16 protein-coding genes are annotated in these 16,385 nt (G+C 32.4%); 3 read left to right on the top strand and 13 right to left on the bottom strand.

Annotated elements, in window-relative coordinates; genetic code table 11:
• Complete coding sequence (locus ACYX4H_RS04410; protein WP_476237996.1) at positions 1-780, top strand: hypothetical protein; 780 nt, start codon at positions 1-3, stop codon at positions 778-780.
• A 23-nt stretch (positions 781-803) separates the two neighbouring features.
• Here ACYX4H_RS04410 and ACYX4H_RS04405 read toward each other — a convergent pair whose 3' ends face one another.
• Positions 804-1,772: an endonuclease/exonuclease/phosphatase family protein gene (locus ACYX4H_RS04405; protein WP_476237995.1), complete on the bottom strand. Its 969-nt coding sequence runs from the start codon at positions 1,770-1,772 to the stop codon at positions 804-806.
• A 75-nt stretch (positions 1,773-1,847) separates the two neighbouring features.
• Here ACYX4H_RS04405 and hflX point away from each other — a divergent pair, with 75 nt between their 5' ends.
• Together hflX and ACYX4H_RS04395 are read left to right on the top strand one after the other, a co-directional pair.
• On the top strand, positions 1,848-3,071 hold the full coding sequence (gene hflX / locus ACYX4H_RS04400) for a GTPase HflX (RefSeq protein WP_475296904.1): 1,224 nt from the start codon (positions 1,848-1,850) through the stop codon (positions 3,069-3,071).
• 19 nt (positions 3,072-3,090) lie between these two features.
• Positions 3,091-5,343, top strand: coding sequence for a penicillin-binding protein 1A (locus ACYX4H_RS04395; RefSeq protein ID WP_476237994.1), 2,253 nt, complete (start codon positions 3,091-3,093; stop codon positions 5,341-5,343).
• Between the two features lie 9 nt (positions 5,344-5,352).
• On the opposite strand, the gene ACYX4H_RS04390 is transcribed toward ACYX4H_RS04395, so the two are convergent.
• The 12 genes from ACYX4H_RS04390 to ACYX4H_RS04335 form a co-directional block, all read right to left on the bottom strand.
• On the bottom strand, positions 5,353-6,051 hold the full coding sequence (locus ACYX4H_RS04390) for a hypothetical protein (RefSeq protein ID WP_476237993.1): 699 nt from the start codon (positions 6,049-6,051) through the stop codon (positions 5,353-5,355).
• 123 nt (positions 6,052-6,174) lie between these two features.
• Positions 6,175-7,104: a DUF3078 domain-containing protein gene (locus ACYX4H_RS04385; RefSeq protein ID WP_476237992.1), complete on the bottom strand. Its 930-nt coding sequence runs from the start codon at positions 7,102-7,104 to the stop codon at positions 6,175-6,177.
• Between the two features lie 73 nt (positions 7,105-7,177).
• Positions 7,178-7,684: a DUF2480 family protein gene (locus tag ACYX4H_RS04380; protein ID WP_476237991.1), complete on the bottom strand. Its 507-nt coding sequence runs from the start codon at positions 7,682-7,684 to the stop codon at positions 7,178-7,180.
• Positions 7,685-7,723: 39 nt separating this feature from the next.
• Positions 7,724-8,050 carry an SUF system Fe-S cluster assembly protein gene (locus ACYX4H_RS04375; RefSeq protein WP_475296899.1) on the bottom strand — a complete coding sequence of 109 codons (327 nt, stop codon included), beginning with the start codon at positions 8,048-8,050 and terminating at the stop codon, positions 7,724-7,726.
• A gap of 82 nt (positions 8,051-8,132) precedes the next feature.
• Entirely contained in the window at positions 8,133-8,555 is a 423-nt protein-coding gene (locus ACYX4H_RS04370; RefSeq protein WP_476237990.1) for a SufE family protein, read from the bottom strand.
• Between the two features lie 39 nt (positions 8,556-8,594).
• Positions 8,595-9,389 (bottom strand): META domain-containing protein, encoded by a 795-nt coding sequence (locus tag ACYX4H_RS04365; RefSeq protein WP_476237989.1) that lies wholly within the window; start codon positions 9,387-9,389, stop codon positions 8,595-8,597.
• 148 nt (positions 9,390-9,537) lie between these two features.
• Positions 9,538-10,752, bottom strand: coding sequence for an aminotransferase class V-fold PLP-dependent enzyme (locus ACYX4H_RS04360; RefSeq protein ID WP_476237988.1), 1,215 nt, complete (start codon positions 10,750-10,752; stop codon positions 9,538-9,540).
• A 154-nt stretch (positions 10,753-10,906) separates the two neighbouring features.
• Positions 10,907-12,220 carry a Fe-S cluster assembly protein SufD gene (gene sufD, locus ACYX4H_RS04355; RefSeq protein WP_476237987.1) on the bottom strand — a complete coding sequence of 438 codons (1,314 nt, stop codon included), beginning with the start codon at positions 12,218-12,220 and terminating at the stop codon, positions 10,907-10,909.
• Between the two features lie 90 nt (positions 12,221-12,310).
• Entirely contained in the window at positions 12,311-13,060 is a 750-nt protein-coding gene (gene sufC, locus ACYX4H_RS04350; protein ID WP_476237986.1) for a Fe-S cluster assembly ATPase SufC, read from the bottom strand.
• A 47-nt stretch (positions 13,061-13,107) separates the two neighbouring features.
• On the bottom strand, positions 13,108-14,556 hold the full coding sequence (sufB, locus tag ACYX4H_RS04345; protein ID WP_476237985.1) for a Fe-S cluster assembly protein SufB: 1,449 nt from the start codon (positions 14,554-14,556) through the stop codon (positions 13,108-13,110).
• A 53-nt stretch (positions 14,557-14,609) separates the two neighbouring features.
• Positions 14,610-14,939 (bottom strand): HesB/IscA family protein, encoded by a 330-nt coding sequence (locus ACYX4H_RS04340; RefSeq protein ID WP_475296892.1) that lies wholly within the window; start codon positions 14,937-14,939, stop codon positions 14,610-14,612.
• 394 nt (positions 14,940-15,333) lie between these two features.
• A complete protein-coding gene (locus tag ACYX4H_RS04335) occupies positions 15,334-16,344 on the bottom strand; it encodes a cytochrome-c peroxidase (protein ID WP_476237984.1) in 1,011 nt (336 codons plus the stop codon).
• Positions 16,345-16,385: the final 41 nt, after the last annotated feature.

The raw sequence follows: 16,385 nt of genomic DNA, 5'->3' as shown, positions 1-16,385 counted from the left end.
ATGAAAGGATTAATTAAAATTTGTATTTCATTTGTAATATTTGTGATTTTTGGCGCTTGTGAAAGTATAAAACCTACTAATAATAATGTAGTAAGTGGCAAGGGGTCTGTGTTATTAGAGTTACAAGATTCGTTAAAATATTACATGGAATTTAGAGAGATAAATACAAAATATGATGTATTATCAGGTGAAAAACAATGTAAAGGTTATGGCTTAGGCTTTAGTAAACCTGATGAAATTTATCTCTATGGTTTTAATATAAGAAATGCAATAGCTGTAGTATTTAATATGTCTAATAAAGATGTTTATTGTGAAGATAAAACCTTAGATAGATATTTTTTTGAGTATAACTATAAAATTAAAAACACTAACGATACTGTAAATAAGAAAGAGGTAGTTAATGAATTATTAAATAGGTTTAATTTAAAAATGAGCGTAAGTTATGATAAGGTCAAAGCTTACAACATTAAAATCATAGATTCCTTAAAACTTAAAAAATTCGCTTCAGAAAACACAACACAATATGAATATAGCTATAACAATTTTGAAGCAAATTTAAAAGGACTTTCAGTTATCCACTTGTCTAATTATTTAAATCGTAATAATAATAATCATTTCTTTTCCAAAGAAAAAGAAAGAGATGTTTATGATTTTAAAATTTTTCCAAATTCTAATATCAATTTTTTAAATGAGAAACTTCAAGAAATATACGGGCTTTCTTGTATTGAAGATAGTCTTGTGGTAAAAACTATAACTTTAGCAAAAAAAACTCAAATCTAAATAGATAATACTTTTAAAAAATCTTACCTCTTAAAAACCGCATAAACTGGAAAGTGATCACTATAACCACCATTATATTTTTTTCCAATATAGGTTCTAAACGGTGATCCTTTGTAGCGCCCTTTAAAGGTTTTTAAAAAATCTTCATCAAAAATATTAGCTTTATAAAACTCAAAGGCATTTTGTGAGTTTTCAAAAAAATTGGTGGTAAAAAATATTTGATCAAATAAACTCCATTGTTTAAAACGGCTAACTGTACCGCGGTTGTATGAGCGCAATGTTTCAAATGGGTTGTATAAATTATAGTTTTGTACCAAATTAACAATGCTATTGTTTTGGGGTTCATCATTAAAATCGCCCATAACAATAATTTTAGAATTGGTGTTTTCTTCTTTTAAATTTGAAATAATAGCGCCCACTTTTTTTGATGATGCCATACGTTTAGGTTCACTTTCTAAAGTGCCCTCTCGTCTAGAAGACCAATGATTTACAATAATATGTACAGGCTCATTGTCTAACAAGCCGCTTACTAAAAGTACATCGCGGGTGTAATCTGGCATGCCATCATCATTCATTAAAGGCACTATAAAATTATCAGAGTGCGTTACTTCAAAAGCATCTTTATCATAAATAAACGCTACGTCAATGCCGCGTTCATCCGGAGATTCGTAATGTACATAACTGTAGTTGTAAAACTCTAAATGTTTTGATGCCAATAAATCTTCAATAACTTTGGCGTTTTCAACTTCGGCTAAACCAACAATAGCAGGGTGTTTTCCAGTTTCACGTCTTCCAATATTAGAAATGGCAAAACCTAATTTTCGTAATTTATTTTTATAGCGTTTTGGTGTCCATTTTTTAGCAGAATAAGGCAAAAAATCATTGTCGTTTGTATGTTTATCATCATCTAAATCAAACAAATTTTCAAGATTGTAAAATGCCAATGTTTGCATGTTATCTTGCACAGGAATATCATCAAATAAATCGCTCATAAATAAAAAATTGAGTCTAAAAATATAAAAATTAATATGATAACAATTGTGTAACTTTGCACAATATTAATTTATATGATAGAAAAGAAAGATATAGCTTTAGAAAAAGCTGTTTTAATAGGAATTATTACCAAAGACCAAGACGAAGTTCAATCTAAAGAATATTTAGATGAATTAGAGTTTTTAACCTATACAGCTGGTGGCGAAGTTGTAAAACGCTTCACACAAAAAATGGAAAGACCAGACCCCAAAACCTTTATTGGTTCTGGTAAAATGGAAGATGTACGCCAGTTTATTGATGAACATCACGTAGGAACTGCTATTTTTGATGACGAATTATCTGCAGCGCAAGAACGAAACATAAGTAAAATACTTAACGTAAAAGTATTAGATAGAACCAATTTAATATTAGATATTTTTGCGCAACGTGCCCAAACAAGTTATGCACGTACCCAAGTAGAACTAGCACAATGCGAATATTTATTACCGCGTTTACGTGGTATGTGGACGCACCTTGAACGCCAAAAAGGTGGTATTGGAATGCGCGGACCTGGTGAAACTGAAATTGAAACAGATAGACGTATTGTACGCGATAAAATTTCATTACTAAAACAGCGCATAAAAACCATTGATAAGCAAATGGCTGTGCAACGTGGTAACCGTGGTAAAATGGTACGTGTAGCATTGGTTGGTTATACAAACGTTGGTAAATCTACACTCATGAATGTGGTAAGTAAAAGTGAGGTGTTTGCTGAAAATAAATTGTTTGCCACACTTGATACTACCGTGCGTAAAGTGGTTATACAAAACTTACCGTTTTTATTAAGTGATACTGTTGGTTTTATTAGAAAGCTACCAACACAATTGGTCGAGAGTTTTAAAAGTACTTTAGATGAAGTTAGAGAAGCAGATTTGCTACTGCATGTAGTTGATATTTCGCACCCTAATTTTGAAGAACACATTGCTTCAGTTAATAAAATTTTAGGTGAAATAGATAGTAGTGATAAACCTACCATTATGGTTTTTAATAAAATTGATGCCTACAAGCCAGAACCCATTGACGAAGACGATTTAGAAACCGAGCGCACCAAAGCTAATTACACTCTTGAAGAATGGAAAAAAACCTGGATGAACAAAATTGGAAACAATGCTTTGTTTATTTCGGCGTTAAATAAAAAGAATTTAGACGATTTTAAAAAGCGCGTGTATGATGAGGTTAGAGATATTCACGTAACACGCTTTCCGTATAACAACTTTTTGTATCCAGATTATAACGAATTTGATGTAGATGATGCATAAAAACCCCTTAAAACGCCACATGAACTCAAAAATTTTAAAACAAAAATGGGTAAAATGGCTGTTTGTTTTTGGGGCTGGCGTTCTTGCCTTCTTTTTTAGCATTTATTTATGTGCACTTTGGGGTGTTTTTGGTAAACTTCCTACAACCCAAGATTTAAAAACTATTGAGCAAGCACAAGCTACTCAATTGCTTGATTACAACGGTAAACTTATAGGTAAATATTATATTTATGATAGGCAACCATTACCGTTTGAAGCTTTTCCTAAACACCTTATTAATGCCTTAATTGCTACTGAAGATGTGCGTTTTTTTGAGCATAACGGCGTTGATAATATAAGTTTATTGCGGGTGTTTTTTAAAAATATTTTATTAGGAAATAAATCGGCAGGCGGTGGTAGTACCATAACATTGCAATTGGCAAAAAATCTTTATGGAAGAAAACAGTATGCTATGTTTAGCATGCTCATAAATAAATTTAAAGAGTCTATTATAGCCAAGCGTATTGAGCGGGTATATTCAAAAGAAGAAATACTTACCTTGTATTTTAATACGGTGCCTTTTCCAGATAATACTTATGGTGTTGAAAGTGCAGCGCAAAAGTTTTTTAATAAAGCCGCAAAACATATAACTGTTGAAGAGGCAGCCACATTGGTTGGTACGCTAAAAGCAACTACTTATTACAACCCAAGAAAGCATTTAGAGCAAAGTAAAAATCGACGTAATGTAGTTTTACAGCAAATGTTAAAGTATAATTATTTAACTGAAGCTGAAACCGATTCTTTAAGTAATTTGCCGCTAACATTAAATTACAAATCATTTAGTCATGATGTTGGTTTGGCACCTTATTTTAGAGAAGCTGTTAAGAAGGAAGTTTTAACCATTTTAGATACTTTAAAAAATGAAAATGGAGAACCTTACAACCTGTATAAAGATGGTTTAATAGTACACACTACTTTAGACTCTACTATGCAAGCTATGGCAGAATCTGCTATGAAACTACACCTTAAAAAACTTCAAAAAACGCATGAAAATGCTTTTGGTAAATCGGCGCCGTGGTTATCAAATTCAAAACTAATTCAATCTGAAATAAAAAAACTAGCACGTTATAAGGCTTTAACAAAGCAAGGTTTAAAAGCATCTCAAATTCTAGATTCTCTTGCAATAAAACAGCCTGTTGAATTATTTAGTTGGGAAGGAGATACCGTTAAAAACATTTCAACTATTGATAGTTTAAAGCATTATTTGAAATTTTTAAACACAGGCATGTTAGCTGTAGAACCGTCAACTGGAGCCATAAAATCGTATGTTGGTGGTATAGATTATAGGTTTTTTAAGTATGATCATGTATCGCAAAGCGAACGACAAATAGGTTCAACATTCAAACCTTTTGTATATACGGCTGCTATTGAAAATGGTATGAAACCATGTACTTATTTTCCATTATCAGCTGTAACTTATACTAATTTTGATAATTGGACACCCAAAAATTCCGGTAGTAAAAATGAAGATCCATACATAAATTACACACTTGAAAAGGCATTAAGCAATTCTGTCAATACCATTGCAGTTAAAGTGTTTAACGAGGTTGGAATACCAAAAGTTATTGCACAAACAAAAAAGCTTGGAATTACAAAAGACTTACCTGAAGAACCTTCATTAGCATTAGGCGTTGCCGAAATTAATTTAAAAGAGCTTACTGGTGTTTACGCCAGTTATGTTAATAATAGTAAGCCTGTAAAGCCATATGCTATTACTAAAATTACCGATAAAAATGGCAACGTTATAGTTGATTTTAAACCCGAGATTTCAAATGAAAAAGCTTATAGTGATTACACAAGGCAAGTAATGTTAGAAATTATGCAAACAACAGTAAACTCTGGTACTGCCTCTAGGTTACGTAATGTGTATGGTTTGCAAAATGCCATTGCAGGAAAAACCGGTACAACACAAAATAATAAAGATGGTTGGTTTGTGGCATTAACACCAAAATTGGTAACGGTTACCTGGGTTGGTAATGATAATCATACCATAGGTTTTAAAACCACAGGCATAGGGCAAGGCGCTAATTCTGCATTGCCCATTTTTGCTAATTTTTACAAGCAACTAAATAACAATTCTAAATTTAATACAATAACAAAAAGTACTTTTGAAAAACCAACAGCACAGGTTTTACAAGATTTAGATTGTGAACCAGAGAAAAGAGATGGCTTTTTAAAACGACTGTTTAAAGGAAAAAAACAAAAGAAAAAGAAGTTTGATGTAAGGAATTAACTGAAAATATTAGTTACTTTTTTTAAACATACTGCTTACATTATCTAAAACATCACCCTTAACCAACCATGAAATACCAAAAGGAATAATGGCTGTGGTTTCAAAAACAAATACATAGTAATCTGTAAAGCCAATATGTATTTTCAGTTTTTCAAAAATTATTAAAACAATAATTAGTGCAATAGATAACCAAACTAAGTTACCGCATATTTTGTAAATTTTATTGTTAGTATCATTAGCGCTTCGGGTAAATTTGTATTTAGACATCCACCCCATGGTGAACATAAATACTCCAGCAGCTACTAAATGTATGGTGTTTTTAAAATCGTTATTATGACCTAATAGCGGAAAACTTTGGTCTCTACAAATAATATCAATTGAAGCGCTTAAACTACCTTTACAACACGTTGGGATAAAAACCACAATTAAAGCAGCAATACCGCCTATGTTGGTTAACACATCATCACTAATTTTTTCAGAAGTTGTATCTATTGTATAACCTTTGTATGATAGTAAAAACAAACCAAAAGCAGATAATATTATGATGAAAATAAGCGAAGGTAATGGTTTGTAGTAATAATGACTTATAGAAGCCAATAATTCACCTTCAGTGAAATAGAGTAAAATAGGAAGAAATAAACCCAAAAACCCAATAAGTTTTCTAATTCTGTAATCGGCAATTTTTAGGTCTTCGTTTTTAGTCTTCATTTTTTATTTTCTTAAATGAACACTTTAAAATTAAAAATTAAATATAGAATGTTATTGTTTTATAAATAAAAAACCTCTTAAATAATTTAAGAGGTTTTTTGTAAATAATTTATTTATAATGTTTTAAAACTTATAGCTTAAACCAAGTGTCCAGTAAGTTTGTAAATCGTTATCAACATCATCAAATCCAGTTGCTGTAGCTGGGTCTTGCGCCAACGCATAGTTTAAAGCTTCTTGTTTATTGCTACGCAAACCAAAATCAAAACCAACACCAATCATTTTCCAAAGTGTGTAGCTAAATGAATTTGTCCACGTCCAGTTTGATAAATCGCTAGATTTGTAGCTTTGAAAGGCAGATAGGTTTGTTTTAAAGTTTATAGCACCAATTTGTCTTGTGTAGTCTGCAACTATTTTAGCACCCATAGAAGAATCAAAAACAGCATCATTATCAGCAAATACAAAGTTGTAGTTTAAAGGGTGAATTACTACTATTAGGTTTTGAATAGGCGTCCAAGTAGCACCAACACCAACATCTAAATAACCTGGGTCATTAAAGTTGTTTAAAAGGGTTGTTCTGTATTCAAGTAAACCAGAAACAGCCAATGTTTTAGTTAGGTTTCTACCGTAAAGCGATGAAAGGTTAAAAACATCAGTAGTTGGTTCAAAACTATCATCGGCATCAGTACCGTTATCTTTATCATCTAACTTTACCCAAGCTAAGTTTGTGTTTAAAGAGTTTCTCCAGAAAAATTTCTCTTCAATTAAGTTAGCAAAAGCGTTAAAAGTAAAACCAATATTACCAGAGCTGTTGTTTGGCTTATCTTGTGCGTACCAATTGTTAAAACCAGATAAACTTCCTCCAATAGTACCAAATGCACCAGTTCTCCATCCTGGAAGGGCATCAATTTTAGCCTGAATAGCGTTTGCTTCTGCTTGTGCCTTATCAGCTATAGCTTGTTTTTCTGCTTTTTGCGTTTTTAATTCTTCTTTGGTTTGTGCGTTTATAGAAATAACTCCTAAAAACATCATACCTAATACTAGTACTTTTTTCATGTAACGTAATTTTGTTTTGTTTATGCAAATATACGTGTTAGACCCAAGTTTTGGTTTAGGTCACAGAAAAATATTACTTTTTTTTGTAAAGTGGTACTGCTGAACATGCTTCGCCATACATAATAGATTTAACTACAGGTTTAAGTTTGCTAATAGCCATTAAATAAGCGTTTTGTGGTACAGGTTTGTTGGTGCAGCCTTTTATAATAACGGGTGCGTTTTTGTATATTGAAGTGTCTAGATTATTAATAATATCTTGATAAATAACAGTTTCTAAAGTCTCTAAACTACCAACTACTGTTTTTTTTGTAAAGGGCTCTAAGTTTATTGTAATTAGCATGTAAGCCCAACCAGGTATGATGGCGTCTGTACTGCAAATTAAAGCAACATAAGTGTCTTTGTATTGTTCCCAATTATGGTTTTTAACCTGCTCTCTAAAATCTTTTTCGCGTAAAACGAAGCCTTCAAAAAGCCAATCTTTAATATCAAATATTATGCGATCACCTTTCGGATAAAAATCTTCAAGATCAAATGTAATTAACTTGCTATTTGCAACTCGATTTATAATTTCGTCAGCCATTGTAACTATTTAAAAAGTTAAGTGTATTTTAAAATACTGCTATAACATTCCTAACTCTAACTTAGCTTCTTCACTCATTAAATCTTGGCTCCAAGGCGGATCAAAAGTAATTTCAACTTCACAGTTGTTCACATCGTTTAAAGATTTTACTTTTTCTTCAACTTCTAAAGGTAAAGTTTCTGCCACAGGGCAATTAGGTGTTGTAAGAGTCATTAAAATTTTAACGTCGTAATCTTCATTTACAAAAACGTCGTAAATTAATCCTAACTCGTAAATATCTACTGGAATTTCAGGATCATAAATAGTTTTTAAAACGTTTACTATTTTTTCACCTAAGGCATTTGTATCTATTGTTGTATCACTCATAAATGGTATTCTTTTAGTATTTCTGCTAAAGCGGAAATAAAATGGATACTATATTTATACTTTTATAAGAATATAAATACAGTTATTTTAATTGTGTTTGGTACGCAATAGCGTACATTTTTAATTGTTTAACCATACTCACTAAGCCATTTGCACGGGTAGGAGATAGGTGTTCTTTCAATCCTATTTTATCAATAAAATTGGTGTCTGCATCAATAATATCTTTTGGGTGCTGATTTGAAAAAGCTCTAATTAAAATTGCAATTATACCTTTTGTAATAATAGCATCACTATCTGCAGTGAAAACTAATTTATCATTATCCATTTCGGCATGAACCCAAACTTTACTTTGGCAACCCTTAATAATATTGGTGTCAGTTTTATATTGGTCGTTAATTATGGGTAATTCTTTCCCTAAATCAATCATGTATTGGTAGCGTTCTTCCCAATCTTCAAACATTGAGAATTCGTCTATTATTTCATTTTGAATATCTTCAATCGTCACGGTGTCAAATTTTAAGCAAAAATACAACAAGAAAAATTGCTATTCAATGTTTTGAGCTATTGATAAGATTTCTTTAACAACTTTTGCAATTTCTGGATGCGGATTTCCATGGTCAAAAGCTTGTGTTTCATATATTTTGCCATTTAGAGTAATGGTTAGTTTAGCCAGTGCAGCACCATCAAATTGGTGTTTTTTACTTGGAGCTTCTAGGTTTGAAAGGTTGTTTAAATTAAAATTTTCAACTAAGTTTTTTATTGTTTTCCATTTAGATTTTGAAAAGCGTTCATTTTTACCTTTTACACCACGCGTAGTGCTAATATTTGTAAAATCATTATTAACTATAATTTGCTTAAAGCTACCTCTAGAACTTTGGGTGTATTGCACAGTTAGCGCATGTTTTTTAGTAAAAATAATGGCCTTGAGTACAGGTTTTTGGGCATCGTTATAAAGTGTTAAATAATCACTTTCAGCAGTTATGCTTTTGCTGTTTTGAAGTGTATTTAGTAATTCTTTTTCTACGGAATTTTTATAAGGAGGACACATTTTTCTGGTTGAAGCTAATGGTCCTATTGTAATAGCTGTGTTTGTTATATCATAGTTTCCGAAGAAATTATTACAACCCGAAAAACCAGAAATCTGTTTAGTATCTGTATTAAATTCTATAAACAAACGGTGTGTAGTTACATCTTTTCCGTTTATAGTTTGAATGCTATATTTTTTTTGAAGTGTTATATTTTGAATGTTTTTACTTTTAGAAATGTTTAAAGTTGTTTTTGTTTTTGGCGTTGCACATTTTAGTACAAAAAAGCAGAAAAATAAAAGTGCATATTTCATGATGTTAATTTGATTTTACTCTTTAAAATACAAAAAATATACCGTAATTATTTGAGGCAGGTTTTCTTTAACTAAAAATATTTAATTAAGATATATTCTGAAAATAATTCAGAATTAAAAACGTTTTTTATTAGAACTTATTTAGATGCTAAGATAACATCATTTTAGCTTTTTTAACACCTTCAACTAAAGCATCAATTTCGGCTTTGGTATTGTAAAAAGCAAACGATGCGCGCACGGTACCAGGTATTTTATAAAAGTCCATAATAGGTTGTGCACAATGGTGGCCAGTTCTTACAGCAATGCCCAATTTATCTAAAATAGCGCCAACATCATACGGGTGAATACCTTCTAAATTAAATGATAATACCGATGTTTTTTGTTTTGAAGTGCCATAAATTTTTAAGCCTTCAATATCTAAAAGATTTTTGGTGGCGTATTGCAATAATTCGTTTTCATAATTTGCAATAGCTTCAAAGCCAATGTTGTTCATATAATCAATGGCAGTGCCAAAAACAATGCCGCCAGCTATATTTGGTGTGCCGGCCTCAAATTTATGAGGTAAATCGGCGTAAGTAGTTTTTTCAAAAGTAACTTCGGCAATCATTTCACCACCACCTTGGTATGGTGGTAGTTTTTTTAACCACGCTTCTTTACCATAAAGCATACCAACACCTGTTGGTCCGCACATTTTATGAGCTGATGCTACATAAAAATCTACATTTAAAGCTTGAACATCTGCTTTAATATGTGGGCATGCTTGTGCGCCATCAATTAAAACGGCAGCACCAACGGCGTGTGCTTTTTCTATGATGGTTTCAATGGGGTTTATAGTGCCCAAAGCGTTTGAAATATGGTTACAAAAAACCAATTTTGTGTTTTTTGAAAGCAGTTTGTCGTATTCAGCCATTACCAATTCACCTTCATTATTCATTGGAATAACGTTTAATGTGGCACCGGTACGCTGGCATAACATTTGCCATGGCACAATATTACTGTGGTGCTCTAAAGCTGAAACAATAATGTTATCGCCTTTTTTTAATAACGAAGAAAAACCGTTGGCAACTAGGTTTATACCATGAGTTGTACCCGATGTAAATATGATTTCATGCGAAAATTTAGCATTAAAATGATCTTGTATCTTTTTGCGGGATTGTTCATATAAATCTGTGGCTTCCTGACTTAAAGTGTGTACACCACGATGTATATTTGCGTTGTAATTTGAATAATAATCTACAATAGCATTTATTACTTGTTGTGGTGTTTGCGAGGTAGCAGCATTATCAAAATATACTAAAGGTTTACCGTTTACTTTACGTGAAAGTATTGGGAAATCTTTTCTTATGTTTTCAACGTTTAACATGGTTGTTTTTTAGCCCCGATAGTAACGGCATCCTTTTTTGTTTTGGTTAGAACCTTTATAGTTTAGCTCTTAAATAGCATAAAACAAAAAAGATACAGTGGATAGCGGGAATTAGCTACTAATAAAATTATTTATACTGAAAACTACTTCAGTATTATAAATCGAAACCTATATTTACACCTAATTGGTTTGCTATTATTTTAGTGATACGTTGTTTTAATTCTGGTATTTTAACTGAACTTAAAACATTATTACTAAAGGCAAACATTAGTAACGCTTTGGCTTCTTTTTCAGGAATACCACGCGAGCGCATGTAAAATAAAGCACTTTCATCTAACTGGCCAATGGTGCAACCGTGTGAACACTTAACATCATCTGCAAAAATTTCTAACTGTGGTTTTGTGTTTATTGAGGCTTTATCACTTACTAAAATATTGTTGTTGGCTTGAAAAGCGTTTGTTTTTTGTGCTTCTTTTTCAACTACCACTTTACCGTTAAATACACCTGTGGAGCTATCTGAAAATATACCTTTATAATCTTGATGACTTTCGCAATTTGGCTCTATGTGGTGTACTAGCGTGTTGTGGTCTACATGTTGTTTATTGCCTATAATGGTTACACCTTTTAAGGTTGAATCTATACGCTCACCTTCTTGATAGAAGTTAAGGTTATTACGGGTTAATTTTCCGCCAAATGAGAAGGTATGTACAGATGCAAAACTTTCTTGTTTTTGTTTTATGAAGGTGTTATCAATTAACGACGCGCTTTGGGCATCATTTTGAATTTTATAATAATCTACAATAGCGCGTTTTTTGGCAAAAATTTCGGTAACACTGTTGGTTAAAACCGGGTTGCTTGTTAAGCTTTGATGGCGTTCAATAATTTGAACGTGTGCGTTTTCTTCAACAACAATTAAGTTACGTGGTTGTAGCATGCTTGCACACTCTAAACCTGTTGAAAAATGTATTATTTGAATAGGCTTATCGGCTATTTTATTTTTTGGTATGTGTATATACGCGCCTTCTTTTGAAAATGCCGTGTTTAATGATGATAAGCCATCTGTTGTAGCCGCTTTGTTAAAGTAATTTTCAATTACTAATCTGTATTTTGGCTTTGTTAAAGCAGCAGACATTAGGCAAACATCAATGCCATCATGCGTGGTTGCAGATAGGTGCGATGAGTATTTACCATCTACAAATACAATTTTATAGGTATCTATATCATGAATGAAATACTTTTTTACATCTTTATAATCTAAAGCATCTTCTTTTTTTGGGAAAACACTGTAGTCTTCTTTTAAAATTTTGTTTAAAGATGTGTATTTCCAAGCTTCATCTTTTTTTGTAGGAAAGCCTTTTGTTTCAAAGGTTTTTATGGCTTCGTTACGTACATCGTTAACGTAGGCATTACCTTCAGTTTGGTTTTCAAAAACTATGAAAGATGATAATAATTTGTCTTTTAAATCCATTCTTTTAAGTTGAAATGTTTAAACGTTTAAAAGCAAAAAGTTGATGTTAACTTTAAACCTTGCAAACTTTTACTTTTAACTTAGAATTGGTTATGCCAACTCTTGTTTAATCCAATCGTATCCTTTTTCTTCAAGCTCGTGAGCTAGTTCTTTGGTGCCCGATTTTACTATTTTACCATTATGTAAAACGTGTACAAAATCAGGAACAATATAATCTAATAAACGCTGGTAGTGTGTAATTACAATAACAGCATTGTCTTTGCTTTTTAGTTTGTTTACACCGTTTGCTACAATACGAAGCGCATCAATATCTAAACCAGAGTCTGTTTCATCAAGAATAGCTAGTTTAGGCTCTAACATGGCCATTTGAAAAATTTCGTTACGTTTTTTTTCACCACCAGAGAAGCCTTCGTTTAGTGAACGCGATAAAAATTTACGGTCTATTTCTAATAAGTCAGATTTTTCGCGTATAAGTTTTAGCATGTCTTTTGCAGGCATGTCTACTAAACCTTTAGCTTTGCGTGTTTCGTTAATAGCTGTTTTTATAAAGTTTGTTACAGAAACTCCAGGAATTTCTACAGGGTATTGAAATGATAAAAATATACCTTTGTGTGCGCGTTCTTCGGCTGCTAACTCTTCAATATCTTCACCGTCAAATATGATGCTTCCTTCAGATACTTCGTATTCTTCTTTTCCTGCAATTACCGATGAAAGTGTACTTTTACCAGAACCATTTGGTCCCATAATAGCATGTACTTCGCCTGGTTTTACTTCTAGATTTATACCTTTTAAAATGCTTTTATCTTCAACACTTGCGTGTAGGTTTTCTATCTTTAACATATGTATTGGCTTCGTTTTTTGTAATATTTTAATATGAAATTATTGGTTTAACCAACGCTTCCTTCTAAACTAATTTCTAATAATTTTTGTGCTTCAACAGCAAACTCCATTGGTAATTTATTTAATACTTCTTTACTAAAACCGTTTACTATTAGTGCAATGGCTTTTTCAGTATCTATCCCACGTTGGTTACAGTAAAAAATTTGGTCTTCACCAATTTTACTGGTAGTTGCTTCGTGCTCTATTTGTGCTGTTTTGTTTTTAGCTTCAATGTAAGGGAAGGTGTGTGCACCACACTCGTTACCCATTAATAAACTATCACATTGCGAAAAGTTACGTGCGTTTTCAGCTCTAGAATGAATTTGTACCAATCCTCGGTATGAGTTTTGCGATTTTCCTGCTGAAATACCTTTTGATATGATGGTTGACTTGGTGTTTTTTCCAAGGTGAATCATTTTTGTTCCGGTATCAGCCTGTTGGTAATTATTGGTTACAGCTATTGAATAAAATTCGCCCACAGAATTATCCCCTTTTAACACGCATGATGGGTATTTCCAAGTAACAGCACTACCGGTTTCTACCTGTGTCCAAGAAATTTTTGCATTGGTTTCGCATAAGCCTCTTTTGGTTACAAAGTTGTAAACACCACCTTTTCCTTCGGCATTTCCTGGAAACCAGTTTTGTACTGTAGAGTATTTTATTTCGGCATCATCAAGTGCAATTAGCTCAACAACAGCTGCGTGTAGTTGGTTTTCATCTCTACTTGGTGCTGTACAACCTTCTAGATAGCTTACGTAGCTACCCTCATCAGCAATTACTAATGTGCGCTCAAATTGGCCTGTTCCGGCTTGGTTTATACGGAAATATGTTGATAATTCCATAGGGCATCTTACGCCTTTTGGTATGTAGCAAAAACTACCATCACTAAACACAGCGCTGTTTAAAGCGGCATAAAAATTATCTTTTTGTGGCACTACGGTACCAATATATTTTTTTACAAGATCTGGATGCTTTTTTATGGCTTCAGAAATACTCATAAAAATAATACCTTGTTCAGCAAGTGTTTCTTTAAAGGTTGTTGCTACCGAAACAGAATCAACAACAACATCCATGGCTACACCGGCTAATTTTTTTTGCTCGTCTAATGAAATACCAAGTTTATCAAAAGTTGCCAATAACTCAGGGTCAACCTCATCTAAACTATCATATTTTGGCTTGCTGTTTGGTGCAGAATAATATGAAATGGCTTGAAAATTTGGTTTTTCATAGTTTACATTTGCCCATTCAGGTTCAGTCATGCTTTCCCAAACACGAAATGCTTCTAAGCGCCATTCAGTCATCCATTCTGGTTCTTCTTTCTTTTTAGAAATAGCACGTACAATGTCTTCGTTTAAACCATTAGGAAACGTTTCAGATTCTATGTCTGTGTAGAAACCATATTCGTATTCTTTGGTTTTTAATTCTTCTCTTAAATCGTCCTCTGTATATTTGCTCATTGTTCGAGTTTAATTTTTTTAAAAGTCTTCCTTTTGTGAAGATTTATATAGGATTACAGCGAAAATGATTCACCACAACCACAGGTTCTGTTTGCATTAGGGTTGTTAAAAACAAACCCAGTGCCGTTTAAACCGCCCGAGTATTCTAGTGTTGTACCAATTAAGTACAAAAAGCTTTTTTTATCTACAATAATTTTTACACCGTTGTCTTCAAAAACTTTATCATCATCTTGTTGTTGTTTATCAAACTTTAAATCATATGACAACCCTGAACAACCACCACTTTTAACACCAACGCGAACAAAATCTGTAGTAGCGTTATAACCGTCTTCAGTCATAAGCTCTATCACTTTTTTCTTTGCTGTTTCTGAAACTTTAATCATACCTTTTGTGTTTAGATTTGCTCTAAATTGACTGCAAATATACAATATAAGTCAGCGATAACCATGTTACCTAACATTATATTAATAAATGTTTTAATAAGTTTTTCTTATATAAGTAAAATGATGTTTTTTTATAACTTTTTCTGAAGTTTTCGCAACAGGAACAATTTCATCATTAGAGTTATATGTGAAATGTTGTTTACAATTTTTACAGATAAGGTGAGGCGAATCATCTACACGAAAAAAATTATGCCCATAGGCATAACAATACAAGTTTGCTGTAGATTTATTTTTCATTCTGAGGGATTATACCACCAAAATATAAAATAGAATGAAAATTTTGCTGCGTAAAAACCGTAGTTTATTAAAAAAATGTGGTTTTTATGAAAGAAAATCAATTGTTTATAAAGCTATAATCATTTAATGTGAGTAAAAAAGCTTTTAAATTGGCTTTGTCTTCGTTGGTAAGTTGTACGCCTCCTTGGGCAATTTTTTTCATAAGTGGGTCTATGGTTGGTGAGTTTTTTAAACCTTCGCTGTAGTGATTAATTACCTCTTCAAGGGTGGTAAACCGGCCATCATGCATGTAGGGTGCTGTAAATGATAGATTTCTAAGTGAAGGGGTTTTAAATTTTCCGTTATCAGCAGGGTCACCTGTTACTGCGCCCAAACCTAAATCTGTAAATTCAGTATCTAAACCATTATTGTGAAATAGATTATCGGTCCAGAGCGGATTGTTTTCACTGCCATGACAATGAAAACAATCGCCTTTGTTTTCATCCATAAATACATTAAACCCGTTTTGTTCTTGGGGTGTTAAAGTAGTTTCACCTAAAAGAAATTTATCAAATTTTGAATTAGCCGAAATTAAAGTGCGCTCAAATTGTGCAATAGCTTTTGTAACTAAAGTAGAGTCTATTTTTGAAGTTCCGAAGGCTTGTTTGAACAACGCTGGATATTCTGGATGATTGTTTAAATTTTGTTCAACATTTTGCCATGTGTTACCCATTTCATTGGCGTCAATAACGGGTTTAAATGCTTGATGCTCTAAGCTGAAAACACTACCATCCCAAAAGAATTTTTCATCATAATTCCAGGCAAGGTTAAAAAGTGGCATAGCATTGCGTTGGCCTAAATTTTGGTTTACGCCACTGCTAAAGCGGTTATTATCTGTAAATGCATTTTTGGGCGCATGACAATTGGCACAAGCTATGGTGTTGTTAATTGACAGAATAGGATCAAAAAATAGTTTTTCACCTAATGCAATACCTTCTTTAGTTTGTGGGTTGTTTATGGATGCTATAGGGTTTAGTATGCGGGTTTCAAACAATTGAGGAATTTGTAAAGGGATTGGTGTTGGTTTAAAATTATCAACGGTTTCTGTGTTACATGCTTGTAAAGCCAAAATTAATAACAGGATAATATGTTTTAGCCCTCTTTTCAAAG

Source organism: Seonamhaeicola sp. ABD4_340 (genome assembly GCF_056312135.1).
Note: the sequence above shows the minus strand (reverse complement) of the source record. Positions and strands in the feature narration are given on the sequence as shown.

Coding starts and splice junctions, on each gene's coding strand:
- ACYX4H_RS04365 (WP_476237989.1), bottom strand. CDS start 9,389: ATGAAATATGCACTTTTATTTTTCTGCTTTTTTGTACTAAAATGTGCA.
- sufB (WP_476237985.1), bottom strand. CDS start 14,556: ATGAGCAAATATACAGAGGACGATTTAAGAGAAGAATTAAAAACCAAA.
- ACYX4H_RS04390 (WP_476237993.1), bottom strand. CDS start 6,051: ATGAAGACTAAAAACGAAGACCTAAAAATTGCCGATTACAGAATTAGA.
- ACYX4H_RS04340 (WP_475296892.1), bottom strand. CDS start 14,939: ATGATTAAAGTTTCAGAAACAGCAAAGAAAAAAGTGATAGAGCTTATG.
- sufC (WP_476237986.1), bottom strand. CDS start 13,060: ATGTTAAAGATAGAAAACCTACACGCAAGTGTTGAAGATAAAAGCATT.
- ACYX4H_RS04375 (WP_475296899.1), bottom strand. CDS start 8,050: ATGAGTGATACAACAATAGATACAAATGCCTTAGGTGAAAAAATAGTA.
- ACYX4H_RS04410 (WP_476237996.1), top strand. CDS start 1: ATGAAAGGATTAATTAAAATTTGTATTTCATTTGTAATATTTGTGATT.
- ACYX4H_RS04380 (WP_476237991.1), bottom strand. CDS start 7,684: ATGGCTGACGAAATTATAAATCGAGTTGCAAATAGCAAGTTAATTACA.
- hflX (WP_475296904.1), top strand. CDS start 1,848: ATGATAGAAAAGAAAGATATAGCTTTAGAAAAAGCTGTTTTAATAGGA.
- ACYX4H_RS04360 (WP_476237988.1), bottom strand. CDS start 10,752: ATGTTAAACGTTGAAAACATAAGAAAAGATTTCCCAATACTTTCACGT.
- ACYX4H_RS04405 (WP_476237995.1), bottom strand. CDS start 1,772: ATGAGCGATTTATTTGATGATATTCCTGTGCAAGATAACATGCAAACA.
- sufD (WP_476237987.1), bottom strand. CDS start 12,220: ATGGATTTAAAAGACAAATTATTATCATCTTTCATAGTTTTTGAAAAC.
- ACYX4H_RS04385 (WP_476237992.1), bottom strand. CDS start 7,104: ATGAAAAAAGTACTAGTATTAGGTATGATGTTTTTAGGAGTTATTTCT.
- ACYX4H_RS04395 (WP_476237994.1), top strand. CDS start 3,091: ATGAACTCAAAAATTTTAAAACAAAAATGGGTAAAATGGCTGTTTGTT.